Below are 22987 nucleotides of genomic sequence, written 5' to 3'. Positions count from 1 at the left end.
ATGCATGGCGGTAAAGCGCGTTCTTAACCGTACTTTATCGCTCTGACAGGTATCTAGCGAGAAGCACAACCCGCTGCTAGTGCAGCCACAGCGGCGCCGTGATCCAGGACGGAGTCTATGCAGCACGGAAAGGATATCCATGCAGACGCCCTATGATTGGGTGACCATCGCGATTTTTGCCGGCCTGATCGTCATTTTTCTGCAACGGTCGCAGGCGGATTCAACGGTTCGGGATTCGATGATCAGTTATCTGCCGCCGGCCGTGGGTTGTGCGGTTGCGAACTATCTCGGCAATGAGGAGTATCATGTCTTCGCGATCCTCACCATTGCGCTGATTTTCGCCTATGTTGCGTTGGTGATTAAGCCGTATGAGTTTTTCAAGCGGCGCTGATCGCGGTGGAAGCCGGAGGGGGGACGGGACGCGCCTGCCGGCGTATCCAATCGTCCGCCTTGCGGATGGCTTCAGGTTTCGAAGGGGTTGTTGAGTGGCTGTAGGTTCCGCACTGAGATTTCTGTGGCCGTTCTCCCGCCGGGAGAACCAGGACGAGGATGGGCAGTTTCCGGCATCCGGCTATGTTGCGAGCCGTGAGACCCGGGGCCCGCGGGCACGGGCCGATTTCCCGAATTTTCGTGCCTCCGCCCTGGATCGTCCGTTGGACGGCGCCGGCAGCGAGCGGCGCGAGATCAGCCGGGCACGCTTCGCGCTCGCAAGCTATTTCACGCCGACCCAGCCGGTAACCGATCGCTCGAGTTTCGCGGGGCGCCTGGGGGTGCTCAGCCGCCTCATTTCGGCGATCGAGGGCCAGCGCAGCCATGTGGTGCTCTATGGCGAGCGGGGTATCGGCAAGACGTCGCTGCTGCACGTGCTCGCGGACGTCGCCCGAGATTCGAGCTATATCGTCAGCTATACGACGTGTGGCGCGAACGCCGATTTTTCCGAGCTGTTCCGCAGCGCGCTCGCGGACGTGCCGTTGCTGTTCCATCGCGGCGTGGCACCGAATGCCGACGAAGCCGAACGTGGCAGTAAGTTGGCCGATCGGCTGCCGGCGGGGGCCTTTGGGGCGAGCGAACTGGCCGCGCTCTGTTCGGAAATCGTCGGTACGCGCGTGCTGATCGTTCTCGACGAATATGATCGGGTGACGAGCCAGGAATTTCGTCAGCAGGTCGCCGAACTCATCAAGAACCTGTCCGATCGTGCGGCCCGCGTGCATCTCGTGATCGCCGGCGTCGCTTCGAACCTGCAGGAACTGATCGGCTATGTGCCTTCGATCCGGCGCAATGTGATCGGCCTGCCGATGCCGCGGCTGGAGGAATCGGAAATCCAGGAGATGGTCGCGCTCGGGGAAGGCGCGTCGGGCGTCCGGTTCGATCCGAATCTGACGCGCGTGCTGCACCTGTTGTCGCTCGGCTCGCCCTATCTGGCGCGCCTGCTGTGCCATCATGCCGCGCAGGAGGCGCTGGATCACGGCCGCCTCACGGTGGACATGGGGCATCTGCGCAGCGCAGTAGACCTCGCCATCGCCGAGGTGGAGGGGCGGATGGCGCCCCGGACCGTGGCCGAGCTGCGCAAGCTGGTGGACGGCCGCTACGATCCGCTGGTTGCCGCGCTTGCCGAAGCCTCGCGCTCCACCGACGGCTGGTTCGGTGGACGCAGCGTCGTCGAATTGCTGCCGGATTCGACGATCACCGCGCAGCAGATCGAGCGCGAACTCGCCGAGCTGGGCGGGAAGCTGCAACTCGAAACCGAAGTGGTGGAAGACGAGCGTCGCTTCCGCTTCACCGACGATAACCTGCCGGTCTATCTGTGGCTGATGCTCGGCCGCGTCAGGCTCGACAGCCCCACGCTGGAAGCCGATCTCGCCGCACGCTGATCGCGCATACTGCCAGGGATGCGCGGTCCCGCGCGTCCCTGGCCGGGACTGCTGGAGCGAGGTGGCATACCGTCTCTCGCTCTAGATGCGGAACCCCAGCGATTGCAGTACGCCCGCGCCGCCGCGCCAGAAGCGGAGCCGGGCCAGCGTGGCGATCGCGCGCAGCCGGGCGCCTTCCAGGCCGGGCGTGCGCAGGATCTTGGCCGCGTCGCCCGGAATCAGCGCCGGCTGAAGCACCGATCGGGCGATCCATCGGGCGCGGCCGTGGCGCCGTTCGATATTGAACAGGAACAGTTCGCGCTGGATGCGGCGCGTTTTCACGAGCAGTGCGGCCCAGTCGGGGCGCGGCGGGTGGCCGACGGCAGCGTCGGCGGCATAATCGATCGTCAGGCCCGTCGCCAGCGCGCGGTGGCACCATTCCACGTCTTCCGAAACCCCGACGCGGAAGCCGCCGACCCGCTCGAAATCCGCGCGCATCACGAACAGGTTGGCGGTGACGGTGAAGCGGGATTTGCGAACATAGGCCTCGTTGTTGAAGGCCAGCGCCAGTTCGAGGGCTGCGCTGCCGGTAAGCGGGCCTTCCGGGCGCAGTACGAACATCCGCCCGCCCAGGAAGCGGCCGGGTGCGACCTGCTCCGCCCCGGCCGCGAGCCAGCCCGGCTCGGCGACGCAATCGCTGTCGATGAAGGCGAGGATCTCGCCCGTGGCGTGCTTCGCTGCGCCGTTTCGGGCGGGGCCGGCGCCTTTCTCCTCCACCGTCACAATCTTCGCCCGGCCTGCCACGGCGGCCTCGACGGCCGCCAGGCCGCAGGGCGAATTATTGTCCCCGACGATGATCTCGAAGGTATCGCGCGCGATCGTCTGCCGATCGATCGAATCGAGACAGGCCTTGAGCCCCGCTGGATCGTTGTAATGCGGAATGACGACCGAGATGCGTGGTGCGCTCATCGTTTCGCTCCCCATTGGGCAAGCAGTTCGCGCAGCCGGGCGGCGAGCGCGGTGTGGTCGGTGGTGGCCATGCGCGGCTCCTGCGCCTTGGCGGCGTCGACGGCGGCGCCGAGTTGCCGCTCGTCGCGCACCACCTGCAGCAAGCCGCGATCGGCGAAGGTCTGCGAGATTTCTTCCTGGTGATCGTCGTAATGTTCGGACAGGTCGTGCCGCCGCGGGAAGGCGACGACGCGGCACCCCGCGCGCAGCGCCGTGATCAGCGAGCCGGTGCCGCCATGGCAGATCACCACATCGGCGTCGCGCAGCAGCAGCTGGAGATCGTCGAAGGGAATGGTCGGGCGGATTTCGACATCGGGCAGGCCGGGGTCGGCGAGCGCCTGGTCGCCATATTGCAGGATCAGCCGCCCCGGCAGTCCGCCCGCGCGCTTCAGGTCGAGCACCGCCTGAACCAGCCGCGGGAAGGGCAGCGTCGCGCCGACGGTGGCGAAGGTCAGCGGCTGTTTCGGCGGACGGGGGGCGTCGATCATCCGGAAGGGATCGAACAGCTCGGCATCCGGCCAGTGCTGCTTCAATGCCGGCGACTGCACGATCGTAACCGTGGCGAAGCGCTTCACCATCTTTCCGAAGGCGGAAGGATGGTCGAACCGGGCAAAGCTTTCGATATGGACGAACTTCGCGCCGTGCAGCTTGGCCAGCAGCGAGGTGAAGAACACGGCCCCGGCGCCGGTGGAAATCACCACATCGGGCTTGTGCCGGCGGATGATCGCCAGGCTTTGCCGCAGGTTGTGCCAGGCGCCGCGCAGCATGTGCAGCGGATGGCCGAGCTTGGCCTGGCCCAGCGCATAATGTTCGACCAGCTCGACGGGGTGCTTCTCCGCCAGGCTGCGGCCCAGGGCGGTGTCCTCGGTCACGAAGAAATAGTCATGCTCCTTCCAAACCGATTCGAGGTCGAGAATCTGCCGCAGATGGCCGCCGCCGGAGGCCGCCAGGCACATTTTCAGCCGTGTGCCGCCGTCGCGTTCTGCGCCACTCACTTCCGCCATGCTGTCCCCCGTGTCGCGCGTCTCCCGGTGGGAAACATTCGTCTAACCAACGCTATTGCGGATGCCCGGCCGCCCGAATAGGTTCAAGTAGAAGTTTGTGCCGTGCGCAATTCCGTGCGCGGCCGGGAGGTTTTCATGAAGAAATTGTTCCTGGTGACGGCGGCGGCTGCGGCTGCGCTCGCGGTTTCAGGCTGTGGCCAGAAAGGCGGCGATCAGCTTGATAAGGGCCAGGTTGTTGCCACCGTCGACGGCGAGGAGGTGACGGTTTTCGAACTGAATGCCGAACTTCAGTCCGCCCCCGCACCCGCCGGCGCCGATCGCAAGGTGCTGGAGCAGCTCGCGTTGCAGCGCGTCATCGAACGCAAGATTCTCGCAAAGATCGCGCGCGACGAGAAGTTGGACAAGACTCCCGCCTACCTCATCCAGCAGCGCCGCGCGAACGAACTGATCCTGGCGACGATGCTGCGCGACAAGATCGCAAGCGGCGTGACCCAGCCCACCGATGCGGATATCGCCCAGTATCAGGCGGCGCACCCCGATCGATTCGCGCAGCGCAAGGTCTATGCCGTCGAACAGATCCTGTTCGCCCCGCCCTCCTCGAACGAGAAGCTGCGCGAATTCGCCCCGCTGAAGACGCTGGATCAGCTGGCTGCCAAGCTGGGCGCCGATGCGATTCAGTTCCGCCGGACGAATACCCAGATCGATTCGGCCGAACTTCCCCCGGAGATCGCGGCGAAGATCGCCGGGTTGCCGGCCGCGGAGATGTTCATTCTGCCGACGCAGCAGGGGCTGACCGCGAACGTCATCACCAGCACCACCGTGCAGCCGCTGACCGGGCCGCAGGCGCGCGAAGCGGCGGTGAACGCCTTGCGGGCGGACCGCTTCTCCAAGGCCGCGGATGCGCAGCTGAACGATCGTATCAAGAAAGCGCGCGAGACCGTGAAATATCAGCCCGGGTACAGCGCACCCGCACAAGCCAGCGCGCCGGCTGCCGCACCGGCCGAAAGGGCGGCGCCCGCCGGCAATTCCTCGCAGTAAGGCAATGGCAGGGGCGCGGGCCGGCGTGGCGCGCGTCCCTCAGCCGCGGGGACGATCCAGATAGCCGCGCCACCAGCGCGCGCGTTCCCGGAACACCGGGCCCCAGCCGCCGATCAGGGCGCGGTAATGCGCCGCCCGGCCAGGGCGCAGCCGGGCAAGAAGCCCGCCGATCACGACATATTTGGCGGCGGTCAGCCATAGTGACCAGCCGGTGATCAGCGCGCCGACCGCGCTGAAATGCTTGCGTGCATAGTGCATCCGCCCGGTGATCAGATACATCAGGCGGGTCGGTGACAGCGACTGGCCGCCGCCGGTATCGTGGACCACGGATACGGCGGGATCCACCAGCACCGGATAGCCGCGGGCATGGAGGCGCTGAAACAGGTCGATCTCCTCCGAATAGAGGAAGAACCCTTCGTCGAAGCCGCCGAGTTCCTGCCAGGCATCGGCGCGGACCATCATGAAGCCGCCATTCAGCACTTCCACCGGTCCCGGCTCGGTCGCCTCTGCCGGCAGGCCGCCCCGCCGCATCGGGCTGGTATCGACGATCGACACGACGAAGTCGCGGACCGTGGGAAGCGCCAGGAAGTTGGCGTGATCCAGCGTCCCGTCGGGGGAATAGGAACGGCCGCCCCAGGCGCCGGCCTGGGGATGGGCTTTTGAGAAGGCGACCAGCTTGTCGATCGCGCCGGGCTGCGGAATCGCATCGGGATTGACCAGCAGCAGGCGCGGCGCCCGGGCATGGGCCGCCAGGCGGTTGTTGCCCGCTCCGAAACCGATATTTCCTTCGCTCGGCACGATGCGCACCTCGGGGAAATCGGTCGCGACCAGCGCTTCCGTGTCGCCGCCGCCATTGTCGATGAGCAGCACCTCATACGGGGTTTCGCGAGCGCCTTCGGCGATGCCGCGGATGCACTGGGCGATGAACGGTGCGGAGTGGTAGGCCACTACCAGCACGCTGACCTCGGGCGACGAAGGCGGTTTCATGGCCCTGCTCATAGCTTTGCCGCACTGCGGCGTCGAGCCTGCGATGCCACCTCTATCCCGGCTAGGGACATATGCGGATGTGGTGATCCCCAACGGCTTGTAAAACAGGAGCTTAACCCTGTTCCTTTAAAGCCGTTTCACGGGCCCGGCGCTAGAGTTGGCTACGACGGGGTCATGCGTCGACAGGGGTCGACCAGTAAAGGGTGCTTACCATGCCGGACATCATCGTAAAGAACCAGAGCGAATTGGACGCGGCGCTGAAGGCGGCGAGGGGCGGGGAAACGATCAAGCTGGCCGCCGGTGCCTACACGTCAATCACCGTCAACCTGAAGTCCTTTACCTCGGCGGTTACGATCCAGTCGCTCGATATTGGCAACAAGGCGGTGGTGCAATCGCTGCTGATCGCAAGCAGCAGCAACGTCGTCGTCAAGAACCTGGATGTCCGGCAGGATTTCAAGCCCGAGCAGGATTGGATGATCGCCAACCGCATCGTCAATACGAAGAACGTCACGCTGGACAACGTCGTGCTCAGCGGCGGGACCGGCGACGTGACGAAGTCGATGGGCTTTGGTCTGAACGTTCGGGATAGCAGCAACTTTACGATCAAGAATTCCTCGATCGACCATTATTCCGTTGGCCTGTCCGGCAATAACGTCGATGGCATGGTGATCAAGGATAACAATTTCCACGATAATCGGCGGGATCACACCAATTTCGCCTCGATGAACAATCTCGTGATCGACAGCAACATCTTCACCGATCTCTATCCCGTCGGCAGCGAGCACCCGGATTCGATCCAGTTTCTGACCAATGGCCAGCCCAAGGGCAATTCCAACATCACGATCTCGAACAATCTCATCATGCAGGGGAAGGGCGGTGCCAGCCAGGGCATCTTCATGAATGATGAGAACGGAAACCTTCCCTACACGAACGTCAACATCAAGAATAACCTTGTCTATGTGAATGGATTTTTTCACGGCATCAATGTCGTGAACGGTCGTAATGTGAACATCGATTCCAACACGATCATCTCGAAGATGGATGCGACGCCGCTTTGGATCCGTCTCGACAAGACCGATGGCGCCGTCGTGTCGAACAACGTTGCGGATTCGATCGTCATCGATGCGACGTCGAAGAATATCACGCAGGTCAACAATGCCGTACTTGCCAATGATTCCGTAACCTTGCGGAAGCTGTACGACATCAATGCGGTGTCGAACGCCGCTTTGGCCAATCTGCTCGTCGCCGGCGTCGGCTATCAACCGCCCGCGGGCAGCGTTGCTGCATCGCTAGTGGCGAAGGAACTGCTGACCCTGCAGAAGCCTTCGAACACCAATCTGCTTCTCAACATGAACTTCAACGCGAACGGCATGGTCGATCAGTCGCGGTGGAGCTCGGATGAAACGAAATCGCCGGTCAGTGGGGCGTCGGTCAGCGATGGCTTCTTCAAGGTGAAGACGGGCAGCAGCTTCGAGCTGCTCCGCGATTATTCGAGGCAGTTGTACAATCTCCCGGCCTTCACGGTGAATTTCGATCTCAAGCGCGATTCGGTGACTGCGCCGGTTGGCCAGGTCATGGGCATCCATCAGAGCTGGGCAATCGCGCTTCGCGCCAATGGCGAACTCGCCTTCACCATGACCAATGCCGCCGGCCAGAACTTCTCGCTCGTCACCAGCGGCGCCAATCTGCTCGACACTGCCACCCACAAGGTCGCGCTGACCTATGACAGCATGAAGGGCACTGCCGTCATGTATGTGGATGGCGTGGCGCGGGGCAGCATTGCCGTTTCGGGAAGCACGCGCGGATCCGAATTTTGGGGACTCACCATCGGGAATGTCTTCGGTGCTGCCTTCAGCGGCGGCATCGGCGGCATTCAGGTTCGCGAGGGCGCGTTGAGCGCATCGGAGATTTTGACGCTTGGTGGTGGCGCCAACGCGACCGTGCCGCCGGCGGACGCGGTCAAATACTCGTTGACCAAGGGGGCTGCATCCAGCGCGGCGGCGCTGCTCACGTCTGGCGGGACCAATGCGGCCAAGAGCGTTACCGCGATGGGGACGGCAACGCTCGCGTCCACGCTCGCCAGCGGAGCGACCGCGGCGAGCGCGCTCGGTTCCAAGGTGGCGGTTGCCACGAATATCAGCGTCGCCGGCAATATGGATGCGATCGGGCTGTCGCAGCGCAGCATGGTAATGGGTAGCAACGCACACCGTCTTGAAATGTATCACGCCTGACCGAAACGAGGCATTTGCACAGGCTTGCCCCTGGGGATTGGCTGCCATAAGGCACCGGCAGTTCTCCTTGGGGGCAAGCATCCATCGTGAAGACTAGCAAGTTGCACCTGCGCGGACTGCGGGGCCAGATGGTTGTCGGCTTCGGGGTCAAGGGCTTCGGCGCGGTGACCAGCTTTCTGTTCACCTGGCTGGTAGCGCGCTCCTTCGGTCCCGTCGGTGTGGGGGCGTTCGGAACGGCGCTGACGTCGGCGCAGATGGCGACCATCATCGCGCTGATCGGCCTTGATACCATTCTTGTCCGCACCGTCGCGGTATCGATCGCGCAGGATCGTACCGGCGTTGCCCGTGCTGCAATGCACCACGCGATTCGGATCGCGCTGGGCATGGGTGTGGCGATCATGCTGGGGGTCCTGCTTTTCCATCACCAGATCGCGATCGGCATTTTCAGCAGTGCCACCTTGGGCCCCGATCTGATGTTGATGGCGGTCCTGGTGCCGGTAAGTGCCTATTGCCGTCTCGCGTCGACCACGCTGCGCGGGGTGGGCCGGATCGGCGAATCGCAGATGGTCGATGGTCCGTTGGGGACGCTGATCGGCGCGGTGATGCTGGGCGGCGCCATCCTGCTGGGCATGACCAGGAATCCGCTGCTCCCCTCGATCCTGTACTTGACCGGCTGGGTCGTCACGATGCTCGTCGCCAGCCTGTTGCTGCGACGCGCGATCCGCGGTTGGAAGGCGTCGGAGCCGCTCGATCGGCCCATGGTGCGGCCTGGCCTGATGATCCTTTTCTCCAACGCGAACAACTTCTTCATCGATTGGTTCGCGACCGTGGTGCTCGCGGCGACCCATGGTCCTGCGGAGGCAGGCCTGTTTCGTGTCGGCTATCAGATCGCATCGTCGCTCAAGCTCTTATCGAGCACGTCGGAAACGATTTTGCAGCCGGTTTTCGCGGCCAGCTATCAGCAGGGGGACGTTAAGCGTATCGCGCGCATCCTGCGGCTGACCCTGCTTGCGCTACTGCTTGCCTCGTCGCCTATCGTGGCAGCGGTGCTGATCGCGCCGCACTGGATCATGAACCTGTTCGGCAAGCAATTCGCCGCGGGGGCGATCGCGATGCAGGTGATGGTGCTCGGCCAGGTGCTCAGCCTGATTTGCGCGTCGAGCGGCGGCGTGCTGCTGATGGCCAATCGCGAACGGCTCGTGGCGGTGCTGAGCGTGATCACCGTCGCGCTTGCGGCGGCGCTCGCGCTGCTGCTCATTCCCCCCTATGGTGCGCTGGGGGCGGCGATCGCGAGCGTCGTGCCCTTCATCTTCCTGCGTTTTGCCTCGATGGCCGCGGTGCGGCTTATCGGGATACCGATCATCTGAGGGACTGGCTATGGCGGTGACGGCAAAGGCAAGGGGTCGGGGCGGCGCTGGCGGCATCGCCGGTGCGTTGCGGCGGTTGCGCGGCTATGTGCTTCGTCCCGCGCGGCCGGTGCTTCCACTTTATGTCCCGGAACGATCCGGGCTGGCGATGATCGGCCGCCGCGGCGGCTTGCTGCTCGGCGTGATGTTCCTCGCGATGGTCTATGGCCTGCTGGTTGCCATCCTGCCCGCGCAGTTGCTGATACCGGCTGCGGCGCCGCTGGCGGTGCTGGCGCTGTTGGTGATCTGGGCGCTTCCGGAAGCGAAGCGCGTGCCGACGGACCTTCTGATCCGCAGCTACCTGCTGTTCATGATCCTGGACATCCTGTGGCCGAACTATCTGTCGGTGGCGGTGGGTGGGTTGCCCTGGATCTCGTTCCGGCGCCTGTTCGGCGTGACGACGTCGCTGCTTCTGCTGATCTGCTATTCGATGTCCCGCGATTTCCGCAAGGACATCTCGGACATTTTCCGGGCGTCGCCGCTGCTGGCCCGCTTCATGCTGGCGTTCCTGGCGATCCAGGCGATTGCGTCGATCGCGTCGACGTCTCCGGCGTCGACCATCGGGCGGTTCATCAATATCAGCATCACCATCACACCTTTCTTCTTCGCGACGCTGTGGATTCTCGGGAAGGAACAGCGCCCGCTGGTCTGGTGGCTGCGCACCTTCATGCTATGCGCGTTTGTGCTGCTTACGATCGGCGTTTTCGAGTTCCGCGCCGAACATATCCTGTGGGCGGATCACATCCCGAGCTTCCTCAAGGTCAATGACGACCGCATCGCCAAGGTCTTCATTCCGCAATATCGCGACCATTACCGCGTGGTGACGGTGTTTTCGACGCCGCTTTCCTGGGGGGAGTTCATTGCGCTGGCGGCGCCGTTCGCCCTGCATTTCCTCGCCAATGCCCGATCGCTCAAGGCGATCCTGCTGTGCCTGGCGCTCGACGTGCTGTTCATGGTTTCCGGATATTTCAGCGGCGCGCGGCTCAGCATCGTCGGGATCATCGTGGCGCATGCGGCCTATCTGCTGCTCTGGGCCTTGCGTCGCTGGCGTACCGAGCGCGGCGGGCTGGTGGGGGTCGCGACGACGATGCTCTATCCTGCCCTGGCCGTCGTTCTCGCCCTCATGATCATGTTCGTGCCGGCGGTCCATAATCGCGTCCTGGGCGGCGGTAGCGCCCAGATGAGCAACGACGGCAGAACCGAGCAGCTGAAGCTTGGCATCCCCGCGATCGCGAAGCGCCCGTTGTTCGGCTACGGCCCGGGCGAGGGTGCGGGTGCGGTCGGCTGGCGGTCGGCGGACGGTTTCCTTTCGATCGACAGCGGCTTCCTGTCCACCGCAGCCGACTATGGCGTATTGGGCTTCATCGCCTATTTCGGCGCGATCCTGCTGATGGCCTATCAACTGGCAATGGTGGGCCTGCGGGCGGCGGTCCCGCGGTATCCGATCCATCTGGCCCTTGCGGTGAGCTTCGTGGTGCTGCTGTCGACCAAGTCGGTCTTGTCGCAGATCGATAACGAGCAGGTCGTCTACATGCTGCTGGGGCTGGGATTTGCGCTGTTGTACCGGTCGAAGATCGAGACGAGCGTGCCGTCGCAATCTCGCGGCGCCGCCCAGGGCATGGTATCGGCTGGCGCGTACAATTAGGGTTCGCACGAGATGACAGACGGCACGCGCAGATCTTTCCTCGGCGGTGCCCTGGCATTGTCGACGGCTCCGCTGGCCTGTTCTGCGCCGAGCAGCATGGCAACCGATCACGGGCGTAAAGCGGCCCCTGGCGTACTCCAGCCCGGGCCGCGCTGGACGGGCGTCGCCGGCAGCGGCGGCGCGCCTGCGGCCCAGAGCGATCAGCCGCTTGGCACGCTGGTGCCGGACGAACGGTTTACCGGCGGGTTTTCGGCGGTGCCGGGCCAGTGGATCCACGGCGAGGGCATTCGCATCACCGCCCTCGGCCTGCCGCCCCAGCCAGCCGCCGGCGATGCCATCAACTATTTCAAGGAAGCGGTTTTCTACCTGGAAGGGAACAGCGTCACCGTCACCGAATGGAGCGTGAACCCCACGCCCGTCCGGCTGTATGACGGTACGATGGTGCCCCAGGGGTCGATCGGCTTCTCCGTCGAAATCGGCGCCGGCGAAGGCGCGGTGACGGCGGGCGACGCCATCCTCTATTGCTTCCTGCGCGGCGAGCACGGCCTGGAACGACGCATCGACATTCCGCTGGTGATCAACGTCGATCGCAAGCTGGATGCGCAGCGGCGGGTTTGTTACGTCGATCCCGACGGCAGCGACGATGCCGATGGCAGCCGCACCGCGCCGTGGCGGACCCTGCATCATGCGTTGGGCGGCAAGGGCGTCGGTGACGGCGGCAAGCTGATCCTGCAAAAGGCCGGGCGCTATGTCGAGGATGTGAACGTTTCGCGCACGCCGACGATGAACAATCGCCGGGCGATCGAGGTGGTGGCTGCCGAAGGATTGCGGGCGGATCAGGTGATCATCACCCGCACGGCGCGGCGGCTTCCCGAGCCGCGATGGGTGATCCAGGCACGGGTCGTGCATTTCATCGGGATCACGGTCGATCTGGGCAAGATCATGCTGTTGTGGGGCCCCGCCGATCGGGCGATCGGCTTTCTGGGCTGCCGCCTGGTCGATCCGCGCGGACCCGAAGGGGATCGCGACGAAAACGGCATCGCCATGGGCTACAACCTGGCAAAGGGCACGCCCGCCCAGCAGGATACCCTGGCGACCGGCCTGCCGTACAATTTTGGTGGATTCTACCTCGCCGAGTGCCTGTTCGTGAATTTCACCACGGAGGGCGCGCGTCTCTATCGAAACGTCGCCGCCTATCAGGCGACGGATTCCTTTGCCGGCGGGCCCGGCTATGACGACGTCGTGGTCGACGGCTATCATGTCACGATGCCCAAGCAGGGCGTCACGCGCTTGCACCTTCGGCCGTTTCTCGAAGTCGCGTCGGCGGCGCGTGGGCCGAATGGCACCACCGTGCTGACCCTGGCCGATGCTGCGGACCTATCCGAACAACGGCGAGGGGGCGATCTGCGAATCCGCTTCCTGTCCGGCGCGCTGGCGGCGGAGGAGGAAATGCAGGTCCTCTCCGTCGAGCCTGCCGAGCGCCGAATCGTCGTGGGCGGTGACATCGTCCGGCGGGTCGCCGCCGGGGATCGCGTGCGCGGCTATGCGGTCTGGCACGCCGATTTCTGCCAGCAACAGGGCGTGCAGCGCCCCGATCAGCGCGGCCTGCGGAACATCACGATCTTCCGCTACCGGGCGAGCTCGCCGACGTCGCAGCTGTTCCTGACGCAGGCGCCGGTGAAGCTGGAGCCGGGGAGCCGGATCAGCACCAATGGCACGCGCTTCCAGATCCTCAGCGGCAGCGGCAAGCCGAACTTGCTTCTCGACGATGATATGCTGCGCCTGCAGGCGGGGCCCCAATCCGGCGAATATCGCGTCGTCAAATCGTTCGATCGGGCTACGGGGACGGGGCTATTGCTCGATGCCTTCAGCGCCGATCAACACGACGTGGCGGTGGAGCGATCGAAGTCGATCGTCGGCTTCGTGATGGCGCTGTCGGTTCTGCGCAAGACCGGCAGCGGTTGGGAAATGGGGCAGTTCCAGGATGGTCATCGCAACTTCCTGCTGACCCAGAACACCTTTATCGGCCAGCCCAACTGCCTGACCTTCCGTAACAAATTTCCCGGACATGGCCATCGCAACCATGTTCAGCTGTTCAACCTGATAAGCAAGATGGATGCCGACACGCCGCAGATTCCCGATTGGGGCCTGCGCGTGCAGCGCAATCATTTCCTGCGCGGTGTGCCCCGCGGGCGGGATGCGCGGGTGATGGACGGTCGCCCCGGCTTCGACGCGAATGAACGCTATCAGCCGTTTCGCGGGCAGTTGCGGATCGGCCGCAAGCCGCTGATCCCGTTCGACAGCTTCGGCAACCCGGTGGACGAGAACGCCCCGGTCGGCGCAGTCGCTGCCTGAACCCAGACGCGCCGGCCCTTGCGTCGGCGCGCCCAGGCGTTAAGCGCTGGCATCATGATCAAGCACGCCCTTTCCGTCACGCGCGACGGCGATTTCGCGCAATGGTACCAGACCGTCATCAGCGAAGCCGATATGGCCGAGGATTCGGGCGTACGCGGCTGCATGGTCATCCGGCCATGGGGCTATGGCATCTGGGAGCGGATCCAGCGCCTGCTCGACGATCGCATCAAGGCGACGGGGCACGAGAACTGCTATTTCCCGCTGTTCATCCCGCTTTCCTATTTCGAGAAGGAAGCCGAGCATGTCGACGGCTTCGCCAAGGAAATGGCGGTCGTCACCCATCACCGCCTCGTCCAGAAGGACGGCCGGCTGGTGCCCGATCCCGAGGCCAAGCTGGAAGAGCCTTTGGTTGTCCGTCCCACCTCGGAGACGGTGATCGGCGCGGCGATGTCGCGCTGGGTGCAGAGCTGGCGTGACCTGCCGGTGCTGATCAACCAATGGGCGAACGTCGTCCGCTGGGAAATGCGCACCCGCATGTTCCTGCGCACCGCCGAATTCCTGTGGCAGGAAGGGCATACCGCCCACGCCACGGTGGAAGAGGCGCAGGAAGAGACGCTCAAGATGCTCGAAGTCTATCGCAGCTTCGCCGAGGATTGCCTGGCGATGCCGGTGGTCGCAGGCGAGAAGCCGGAGAATGAGCGCTTCCCCGGCGCGGTCTCGACCTTCTCGATCGAGGCGATGATGCAGGACGGCAAGGCGCTGCAGGCCGGCACCTCGCACTTCCTCGGCACCACCTTCTCCTCGGCGCAGGACATCAAGTTCCAGAACAGCGAAGGCCAGTTCGAGCTGGCGCAGACGACCAGCTGGGGCGTCTCCACCCGCATGATCGGCGGGCTGATCATGGTCCACGGCGACGACGACGGCCTGCGCGTGCCGCCGATGGTGGCGCCGTGGCAGATCGTGATCGTGCCGATGCTGCGCGACCAGCCCGAGGACGCGGCGACGGTCGACTATTGCAAGTCGCTCCAGGCCGAGCTCGCCAAGCTGACCGCGCTGGGCGAACCGGTGCGTGCGCTGCTCGACTTGAAGGCGGTCAAGGCGCAGACCAAGCGCTGGGGCTGGGTGAAGAAGGGCGCGCCGATCGTGATCGAGGTCGGCGGGCGCGACGTCGCCGGCGGCAACGTCTCGGTGATCCAGCGCGACAAGCTCTACCGCGAGGACGGCAAGCTCAATGCGCAAATCCTGCCGCGCGGCGATTTCGTGGCGGAAGCCGCTGCGATCCTGGAGAGTATCCAGCAGGGCCTGTATCTCGACGCGCGCGAGCGGCTGGACAGCAATATCCGTCGCGACGTGACCGACTTCGATGCGCTGGCGGCGATGTTCGCGGATTCGGTCAAATTCCCCGGCTGGGCCGAGGTCAGCTGGGCCAAGCCGACGGGCGCCGAACTGGACGCGGTGGTCGAGCGGCTCAAGGCGCTCAAGCTCACCTTCCGCAACGTGCCGGGCAGCGCGGCGCCGGCCGAAGGCATCTGCCTGTTCACCGGCAAGCCGGCGGTGGAACGCATCCTGGTCGCGCGGGCGTATTGAGTTGAACATCCTCCCCGTGCCGGGGAGGCCCATTGCATATAACCAGGATACATCGTCATCCCCGCGAAGGCGGGGATCCATTGGCGTTGATGCTGCGGTTCTTTCTCACCGCGCCCAAGGCAGTGGATTCCCGCCTTCGCGGAAATGACGATGGTCCTTTCATGCCGGCGGCCCTGGGCTTTCTATGCGGTCCCGGATCTTCGTTGACCTACGCTCCGTTCCCTGCAACCACCCTGCTTCCGAGGGGGGGGCCTGATGCGGGTGGTGCTGGCGACGATCGGTTCTCTCGGCGATCTACATCCGTTCATCGCCATCGGCCGCGTCCTGCGGGCTGCGGGGCAAGCGGTCGTGCTGGCGGTGCCGGAGGACCATGTGACCAAGGTTCGCGCCGCCGGGCTTGAGGCCGCGGCGATCCTGCCGAGCTATGCCGCGATTTGCGAGCGGCTGGGGATGCGCGAGGAGGAGGTCGCCGCACGGGTTCTCGCCGATAGCGGCTTCGTGCTGGACGAAATCCTGCTGCCGTCGCTCCCGGCAAGCACGGCTGCGCTGGACGCGGTTGCCGATGGGGCGGACGTGCTGGTTGGGTCTATCTTCGCGCTGGCGGCGGAGATTGTCGCGGAAAAGCGCGGTTTGCCGCTGGCAACGATCGTGCTTCAGCCGATGACGCTGTTTTCCGCCTGGCAACCGCCGGCCGCCCCGCGGTTCGAGGCGATGCGACACAGTCCGCGCACGATGCTGGGACGAAGCTGGAACCGCGCTCTATATGCGGTGGTGCGCACGATCCTGCGCCGGCGCCACGCGCGGCACATCGATGCGGTGCGGGCGCAGCACCGCTTGGCACCCAGGCGCGGTGCGCCGTTGCTCGACCATGGCTGTGCCACCCGTGCCGTGTTGTGCTGCTGGTCGTCGGCGCTGGGCGGGTTGCCGCCCGATGCGCCGCAGGATGCGAGGCTGGTGGGCTTTCCGTTCTTCGACAGCGAGAGCGGGGCCGATGCGCCGCTGGCGCCGGAACTCGACGCCTTTCTGCGCGCAGGGCCGCCGCCCCTGGTGTTCACGCTGGGCTCTTTTGCCGTCGCATCTGCGGGGCACTTCTATGACGAGGCGGCGGCTGCGGCACGACGGCTGGGGATGCGCGCGGTGCTGCTGACCGGCCGGCCGGGGCCGCCAAAGGCGGAGGGGGACTGTCTGTACCTCCATTATGCTCCACATTCGGCGGTGTTTCCTCGGGCCGCCGCCGTCATTCATCACGGTGGCGTCGGCACGACGGGCCAGGCGCTGCGGGCGGGACGGCCGCAGATCGTGGTGCCGCATTTCGGCGATCAGTTCGACAATGCAGTGCGGCTGGAACGGGCCGGTATCGGCCAGACGATCCGGCGAGAGCGGTTTGAATCCAGGGTCGTTGCGGAGGCCATTGCGCGGCTGTTGTCGAAGCAGGCGGTGCGTGCTGCGGCCTCGCGCGCAGCCGCGCACATCGCGGCGGAAGACGGCGCCGTCGCCGCGGCCGGGCATATCCAGGCACTTTGCGCATAGCGGGATGCCAGCGCCTTCTTGCCCCACCAGCCGAATCCCGCGATAGCGCGCGCGTGCGCACCTTGTTCTCTACTCTGCTCTATCAGCAGCCGCTGGGCGATGATGCCCTGATCGCCGACCTCGAAGCCTCGTGCCTGCAACTCGCCGAGGATGACGGCGCCGGCCGGCGCTGGTGCCGCGAGAATCACTATCGCGGCTATACCAGCTATGCTTCGCTCGACGATCTGCCGATCCGCGATCCGGCCTTTGCCGATCTGAAGCGGCTGCTCGATCGTCACGTGGCGAAGTTCGTCGAGTCGTGCGCGTTCGATCTCGCCGGGCGCAAGCTCAAGCTCGACAGCCTGTGGGTGAACGTGCTCGACGGCAAGGGCGGCCATAGCGCCCATATCCATCCGCACAGCGTCGTCTCCGGCACCGTCTATGTGGCGCTTCCGGCGGGATCGCGCGGGCTGAAGCTGGAGGATCCGCGCCTCGCCATGATGATGGCGGCTCCCACCCGCCGCCCGGATGCGCCGGAGATGCTCCAGCCCTTCGTCGAAGTGGTGCCGGAAGTGGGCACCGTCTTGCTGTGGGAAAGCTGGCTTCGCCATGAAGTGCCACCGGGATCGGGCAAGGAGAAGCGGATCAGCGTCAGTTTCAACTATCGCTGGTGATCGGATGCGGCCTTCGGGCCAGGGGAGGCTTGGGAGTACGCGATGGGAATACAGAGCACGATCGACCGGCTATTGGTGAAGCTGGTACGCAACCATGAGGAAAGCGAACTGCTCCGCCGCCGCTTCCGCAGGCTCTATCGGATCGAGATCGGCGATTACAGCTATGGCGCGTTCGACCGCTGGCGCATTCCGCCGGGGACGCGGATCGGGCGCTATTGCTCGTTCGCGGGATCGGCGCTGATCATTTCCGCCAACCATCCGATGCAGGCATTGTCGACCCATCCGATCTTCTATCTGAAGGCACGGGGGGTGATCGACCATGATCGCGTGGTGGCGCAGCCGACGATCGTCGAGGATGATGTGTGGATCGGCCATCAGGCGATCATCACCCCTGGCTGCAAGCGGATCGGGCGCGGCGCGGTGATCGGAGCCGGTGCCGTGGTGACGCGCGACGTTGCTCCCTATGCGATCGTTGCGGGCAATCCGGCGAAGCTGATCCGCTATCGCTTCGCGCCGGACGTGATCGAGGCGCTGGAGCGGACCCGCTGGTGGGAACTCGATCGAGCGGCGCTGGCGCGGATCTGCGCGCACGTGCCGGACTTCGCCTTGGAGCCGACGGTGGAGAATGCGGCGGCCTTCGAGCGCGCGGCGGCGGCCGGATAGCGATTGGTTTGTCTGGCCCGAGGCTCTATGCTGGGGGTCAATGGCCAAGAACAGAACAAAAGCAGGGCTGCCGACGCGGCAGCAGATTCTCGATTTCATCGCATCGTCCGACACGCCCGCCGGCAAGCGCGAGATCGCGCGGGCGTTCGGGCTGAGCGCGCAGGACAAGATCCTGCTCAAGGCGCTGCTCAAGGACATGACCGATGAGGGGCTGATCGACATCGCCCCGGGGCGGGCCTTCCACAAGATGGGCGGGCTGCCCAAGGTGACCGTGCTGCGCGTCACCGATGCCGATGGCGATACCGTGTGGGCGGTGCCGGAGCGCTGGGAGGCGGAACATGTGCCGGCGCCGCGGCTGCGCGTGCGCGAGGCCCGCGGCAAGCGTTCGGCGCTGGGGGTCGGGGATCGCATCCTCGCCCGCACCGAAGAGGCCGGCAACGGCTGGATCGCGCATCCGATGAAGAAGCTCGCGCGCGGCGAGGAACTGATGCTCGGCGTACTCCACGAAGAGGGCGGCCGGATGTGGCTGCAGGGCGTGGAGAAGAAGGAACGGCGCGACTGGCCGGTTTCGGACGCCGCGGGTGCCGAAGCGGGCGATCTGGTGCTGGCGGAGAAGACCGGCCGGCCGCCGAGGATCACGGCCAAGGTTGTCGAGCGCCTGGGCGATCCGTTCGCGCCGCGCAGCTTCTCGCTGATCGCGATCCATCGCCACGGCATTCCCAATATGTTCTCGGAGGAACTGCTGGAAGAAGCCGAACGCGTCGCCGGGCAGCCGCTGGGCGAGGGGCGCGAGGATCTGCGCCACCTGCCGATCGTTGCGATCGACCCCGCCGATGCGCGCGACCATGACGATGCCGTCTGGGCGACGCCGGACGACGATCCCACGAACGAAGGCGGGTGGAAGGCGATCGTGGCGATCGCCGACGTCTCCTTCTATGTCCGGCCCGGTTCGGAGCTGGACCGCGAGGCGCGCAAGCGGGGCAATTCGGTGTACTTCCCCGATCGCGTCGTGCCGATGCTGCCCGAGGTGCTGTCTGCGGACGTGTGCTCGCTGAAGGAAGGCGTGGATCGCGCGGCACTGGCCTGTCACCTGCAGGTGACGAAGGGCGGCGCGCTGAAGAGTTGGCGGTTCACGCGGGCCGTGGTGCGGCTGGTTGCGAACATCGCCTATGAGGATGCGCAGGCGGCGATCGACGGCACGCTGGAGAATGCACTCACCGAAACCGCCCTGCGTCCGCTCTGGGCGTGCTGGGCGGCACTGGCGGCCGCGCGGGAGAAGCGCGAGCCGCTCGACCTCGACTTGCCCGAGCGGCGGATCGTGCTCGACGAGAAGGGGCGTATCCTGTCCGTCGCGCCGCGCGAGCGGCTCGATGCGCACAAGCTGATCGAAGAATATATGATCGCCGCCAATGTCGCCGCCGCCAAGGCGCTGGAGGCGAAGAAGATGCCGGTGATGTACCGCATCCACGAGCCGCCGGCGCGCGAGAAGCTGGTAGCGCTGAAGGAATATCTGAAGACCTTCGGCATGGAATTCGCGCTGGGCCAGGTGATCCGTCCGGCGACGTTCAACCGCATCCTCGATCAGGTGGGCGAAGAGGATTTCCGCCCCCAGGTGATGGAGCAGGTGCTGCGTACCCAGACCCAGGCCTATTACGGCCCGGAGAATGTCGGCCATTTCGGGCTGGCGCTGGGTTCCTATGCGCATTTCACATCCCCCATCCGTCGCTATTCGGATCTGGTGGTGCACCGCGCGCTGGTCGAGGCCTATCGGCTCGGGCCGGGCGGGCTGACGCCGGAGGAATCCGGATCGATGGACCGGATCGGCGAGGCGATCAGCAAGCTCGAGCGCCGCGCCATGGAGGCGGAGCGGGAGACGATCGACCGCTATGTCGCGGCCTATCTCGCCACCCATGTCGGCGAAGTGCTGGAAGCGCGGATCACGGGAGTGCAGAATTTCGGCTTCTTCGCCACCGTGGAGGGCGTTGGGGGCGATGGGCTGGTTTCCGTGCGCGACCTGGGCAGCGAGTATTTCCACTATGATGAAGCCGGCAAGCGGCTGGTAGGCGAGCATAGCGGCGACGAATTCGCGCTCGGCCAGCGGCTGGAACTGCGGCTGGTGGAGGCCAACCCGGTTTCCGGTGCGCTGCGGTTCGAACTGCCGGAGGGGAAGGGGGCCGGCGGCGGCCCTCCGCGCACCGGAAGGCCGGGGAAGGGCGCGCCCAAGCGCGTGTTGCACCGCCGTGGCCGCCCGGCCAATATCCGCCATCAAGGGCGTAAACGCTGAGAATTCGCTTTCACCAAAGTCAGTGCATTGCGGAAGCGTGCGCGCTACAAGCCGGTTAACGCGCATGTTTTCATGCCGGAACGATGATGTGCAGTGGGGAGCCCGATGACGACACGCCCGACGATCAAGGAAGTCTCGAAGATCGCCGGCGTTTCGTTCAAGACGGTTTCCCGCGTGCTGAACAACGAAAAGCATGTCAGCGAAGAAACCAGGCGGCGGGTGGAAGAGGTCGTTGCCCAGCTCAACTTCCGGCCAAGCCATGCCGCACGGATCCTTGCCGGACGGCGCTCGTTCCAGGTGGCGCTGCTCTACGACAATCCCAGCCCCTATTATGTCTTCCACATCCAGGCGGGGGCGATGGAGCGTTGCGGCGAGCTGGGCTATCGCCTGTTGATGCAGCCGGTCGATACGACCGCGCGGCATCTTGTGCAGGACGTGCTGGCGCTGGTGGACGAAGCCCATCTGGATGGCTTGATCCTGTCTCCGCCGCTCACCGAGATGCCCGAACTGATCGATGCCCTGGACAAGCGCAAGCTGCCCTATGTTCGCATCGCGCCGGGCTTGCGCAAGAATCACGGGCTGGCCACCGCGATGGACGACGTCGCCGCCGCGCGGGAGATCACGCGACATCTGATCGATCTGGGACACCGGGCGATCGCCTTCGTTTCGGGGCCGGAAAGCCATGTGTCGTCGAAGGATCGCATGGCGGGCTATCGGCAGGAGCTGGAGGCGCACGGCATCGCCTTCGATCCGTCACTGGTCATCGCCGGGGACTATAGCTTTGCCTCGGGCGGCGCCGCAGCCAAGGCGCTGTTTGTCCGCACGCCGCGGCCGACCGCGATCTTCGCCGGCAATGACGATATGGCGGCCGGCGCGCTTGCCGCTGCGCATGAAGCCGATATCGCGGTGCCCGAAGCGCTTTCGATCGCCGGCTTCGATGACAGCGATCTTGCCCGCGCGGTTTGGCCGCCGCTCACGACGATTCGCCAGCCGGTACGACAGCTGGCCTATGCCGCAGCCGATCTGATGCTTTCGGGCAAGGCGGTGGTGCAGCAACTGACGCTGGAGCACGAACTGAAGGTGCGGGCGACGACGGGGCCGGCACCCACGCCATAAGGCCCGTCCCGCCAGGGGACGGTGTTAACCTTAGTTGCTGCGGGCGAAATCCTAAACGGCGGGTTAACCTTGCCGGATGCAGCATATCCGCACCGTCCGCGAAGCTTCGCCCCATGCGTTCCGTCGGCAGATGCGGGCGACCATCGCCCGCCGGCGCAAGGCCGAGGATGATGGCGACGTGCGGCTCTTCCTGCTTAGCTTCGCGGCATTCTTTGTCTGTTTCTACAGCTTCCTGCTGTAGTCCCCGCGCGGATCACGCGTCCGGGCGATCGCCCCGGCGCGGCACATCACCTTCCTTATGGAGCCTCCGGGCGCAGGCGGCGGAGGCCAGTGCGAGTGCTACGACTACCCACAGCGCGTCTTCAACCCGCACGCCGGGAATCCGGGTGAAGCCGAAAATGCCGACCGAGCCGAGCACCATCGCACCCGAATTGACCACATTGTTGGCAGCAACGGTGCGTGCGGTCTGCGACTTCTCGACGGTGGTGGTGAGGAAGGCATAGAGCGGCACCACGAACATGCCGCCGGTGATCGCGATCATCGCCAGATCGCCGAGCGCGTGCCACGCGGCGGGCATGCGTACGAAATCGAGGGTCTTGAGCAACGGGCCTTCATGGACCGGCCAATATTTGGCGGCGAAGTGGAAATCGACGACGAAGACCGCCATCGCGAGTACCGACGGCACGCAATAACGCGCCGAAACATTGCCCTTCAGCAGCTTGTTGATGATCACGGAGCCAAGCGCGATGCCGATCGAGAAGATGCCGAGGAATACGCTCGCCACGTCCTTCTGGGCATGGAACACGTTCTTGACCAGCGGCGGGAACAATACGCCCAGCACCGCGGCGATCGACCAGAACACGCTGATCGAGATGATCGCCAGGAACAGCCGGCGAATGTGCATGGTCACCGAAATCAATCGTGCCGAGGCACGGAAGATGTTGAAATCGATCTCCAGGTGCGTGAGCGGCGGCGCAGGCGGGATCTGGAGCGAGGCCACCCAGCCGACGATGGCGATGGCGACGACCGCGAAGGCTGCGGCATGGGCGCTGAGCAGGCCGCCGGCGATCGTGCCGAACAGGATCGCGATATAGGTGCCCGCTTCGATCATGCCGGTGCCGCCCAGCACGTCGTCTTCGGCGAGGTGCTGGGGCAGAATGGCGTATTTGATCGGGCCGAAGAAGGTGGAGTGCACCCCCATTCCCACCAGCGCGACGAGCATCAGCGGCAGGCTCTTCAGAAAGATGCCGGTGGCGCCGACCAGCATGATCGCCACTTCGGCTGCCTTGATGATCCGCATGATCCGCGCTTTGTCATGTGTATCGGCCAACTGGCCGCCCAGCGCGGAAAACAGGAAGAAGGGCAGGATGAAGATGCCCGTGGCGATCGCGCTGAACTGGGTTTCCTGCTCCACCGAATTGAAAATCTGGTAGGTCGCAAAAAAGATCATCGCGTTCTTGAAGAGGTTGTCGTTGAACGCTCCCAGGAACTGCGTGATGAAAAGGGGCAGGAACCGGCGCTCCTTCATGAGCCCGAGCGCACCGATCATTCGATATAAGCTCCCTCGCTGCGGTATGCCGCACGGTGAAGGGGGGGGCATACCGGCGGGCGGGCGTGGCTTCAATCGATT

At 65.0% G+C, this 22987-nt stretch carries 18 protein-coding genes; 14 read left to right on the top strand and 4 right to left on the bottom strand.

Annotated elements, in window-relative coordinates; translation table 11 throughout:
* The first annotated feature begins 139 nt into the window (after positions 1 to 139).
* Both DD559_RS09600 and DD559_RS09595 read left to right on the top strand, forming a co-directional pair.
* Positions 140 to 391, top strand: coding sequence for an XrtV sorting system accessory protein (locus DD559_RS09600; protein WP_116468974.1), 252 nt, complete (start codon positions 140 to 142; stop codon positions 389 to 391).
* Between the two features lie 262 nt (positions 392 to 653).
* Complete coding sequence (locus DD559_RS09595; RefSeq protein ID WP_240610200.1) at positions 654 to 1871, top strand: ATP-binding protein; 1218 nt, start codon at positions 654 to 656, stop codon at positions 1869 to 1871.
* A gap of 81 nt (positions 1872 to 1952) precedes the next feature.
* Here DD559_RS09595 and DD559_RS09590 read toward each other — a convergent pair whose 3' ends face one another.
* Together DD559_RS09590 and welK are read right to left on the bottom strand one after the other, a co-directional pair.
* On the bottom strand, positions 1953 to 2819 hold the full coding sequence (locus DD559_RS09590) for a glycosyltransferase family 2 protein (RefSeq protein WP_240610199.1): 867 nt from the start codon (positions 2817 to 2819) through the stop codon (positions 1953 to 1955).
* A complete protein-coding gene (gene welK, locus DD559_RS09585) occupies positions 2816 to 3862 on the bottom strand; it encodes a beta-1,4-glucuronosyltransferase WelK (protein ID WP_116468972.1) in 1047 nt (348 codons plus the stop codon). Before welK ends, DD559_RS09590 begins: the two co-directional genes overlap by 4 nt.
* Before the next feature lie 135 nt (positions 3863 to 3997).
* Here welK and DD559_RS09580 point away from each other — a divergent pair, with 135 nt between their 5' ends.
* Entirely contained in the window at positions 3998 to 4900 is a 903-nt protein-coding gene (locus DD559_RS09580) for an EpsD family peptidyl-prolyl cis-trans isomerase (protein ID WP_116470829.1), read from the top strand.
* 39 nt (positions 4901 to 4939) lie between these two features.
* Here the strand turns inward: DD559_RS09580 and DD559_RS09575 are convergent, their stop codons facing one another.
* A complete protein-coding gene (locus tag DD559_RS09575) occupies positions 4940 to 5887 on the bottom strand; it encodes a glycosyltransferase family 2 protein (protein WP_116470828.1) in 948 nt (315 codons plus the stop codon).
* 245 nt (positions 5888 to 6132) lie between these two features.
* On the opposite strand from DD559_RS09575, the gene DD559_RS09570 reads away from it, so the two are divergent.
* From DD559_RS09570 to DD559_RS19800, 11 genes are all read left to right on the top strand, one after another.
* Positions 6133 to 8118, top strand: coding sequence for a LamG-like jellyroll fold domain-containing protein (locus DD559_RS09570; RefSeq protein ID WP_240610198.1), 1986 nt, complete (start codon positions 6133 to 6135; stop codon positions 8116 to 8118).
* Between the two features lie 86 nt (positions 8119 to 8204).
* Entirely contained in the window at positions 8205 to 9485 is a 1281-nt protein-coding gene (locus DD559_RS09565; protein ID WP_240610197.1) for an oligosaccharide flippase family protein, read from the top strand.
* A gap of 10 nt (positions 9486 to 9495) precedes the next feature.
* A complete protein-coding gene (locus DD559_RS09560) occupies positions 9496 to 11169 on the top strand; it encodes an O-antigen ligase family protein (protein ID WP_165831067.1) in 1674 nt (557 codons plus the stop codon).
* A 96-nt stretch (positions 11170 to 11265) separates the two neighbouring features.
* Positions 11266 to 13524: a hypothetical protein gene (locus DD559_RS09555; protein WP_116468969.1), complete on the top strand. Its 2259-nt coding sequence runs from the start codon at positions 11266 to 11268 to the stop codon at positions 13522 to 13524.
* A gap of 54 nt (positions 13525 to 13578) precedes the next feature.
* The gene (locus DD559_RS09550; RefSeq protein ID WP_116468968.1) at positions 13579 to 15111 is read left to right on the top strand and encodes an aminoacyl--tRNA ligase-related protein; all 1533 of its coding nucleotides are present in this window, start codon (positions 13579 to 13581) and stop codon (positions 15109 to 15111) included.
* A gap of 255 nt (positions 15112 to 15366) precedes the next feature.
* Positions 15367 to 16641 carry a glycosyltransferase gene (locus DD559_RS09545; protein WP_116468967.1) on the top strand — a complete coding sequence of 425 codons (1275 nt, stop codon included), beginning with the start codon at positions 15367 to 15369 and terminating at the stop codon, positions 16639 to 16641.
* Between the two features lie 53 nt (positions 16642 to 16694).
* Positions 16695 to 17294, top strand: a complete 600-nt coding sequence (locus tag DD559_RS09540; RefSeq protein ID WP_116468966.1) for a TIGR02466 family protein — start codon at positions 16695 to 16697, stop codon at positions 17292 to 17294.
* A 42-nt stretch (positions 17295 to 17336) separates the two neighbouring features.
* A complete protein-coding gene (locus tag DD559_RS20285) occupies positions 17337 to 17957 on the top strand; it encodes a CatB-related O-acetyltransferase (protein ID WP_116468965.1) in 621 nt (206 codons plus the stop codon).
* Positions 17958 to 17997: 40 nt separating this feature from the next.
* The gene (rnr, locus tag DD559_RS09530) at positions 17998 to 20241 is read left to right on the top strand and encodes a ribonuclease R (RefSeq protein WP_116468964.1); all 2244 of its coding nucleotides are present in this window, start codon (positions 17998 to 18000) and stop codon (positions 20239 to 20241) included.
* A gap of 105 nt (positions 20242 to 20346) precedes the next feature.
* The gene (locus DD559_RS09525) at positions 20347 to 21357 is read left to right on the top strand and encodes a LacI family DNA-binding transcriptional regulator (RefSeq protein WP_116468963.1); all 1011 of its coding nucleotides are present in this window, start codon (positions 20347 to 20349) and stop codon (positions 21355 to 21357) included.
* A gap of 76 nt (positions 21358 to 21433) precedes the next feature.
* Complete coding sequence (locus tag DD559_RS19800) at positions 21434 to 21598, top strand: hypothetical protein (RefSeq protein WP_165831066.1); 165 nt, start codon at positions 21434 to 21436, stop codon at positions 21596 to 21598.
* Positions 21599 to 21610: 12 nt separating this feature from the next.
* On the opposite strand, the gene DD559_RS09520 is transcribed toward DD559_RS19800, so the two are convergent.
* Positions 21611 to 22906, bottom strand: coding sequence for an MFS transporter (locus tag DD559_RS09520; RefSeq protein WP_116468962.1), 1296 nt, complete (start codon positions 22904 to 22906; stop codon positions 21611 to 21613).
* Positions 22907 to 22987: the final 81 nt, after the last annotated feature.

This window comes from Sphingomonas pokkalii (assembly GCF_003096275.1).
Classification (GTDB): Bacteria; Pseudomonadota; Alphaproteobacteria; order Sphingomonadales; family Sphingomonadaceae; genus Sphingomonas; species Sphingomonas pokkalii.
This window is presented reverse-complemented; position numbering and strand designations above follow the sequence as displayed.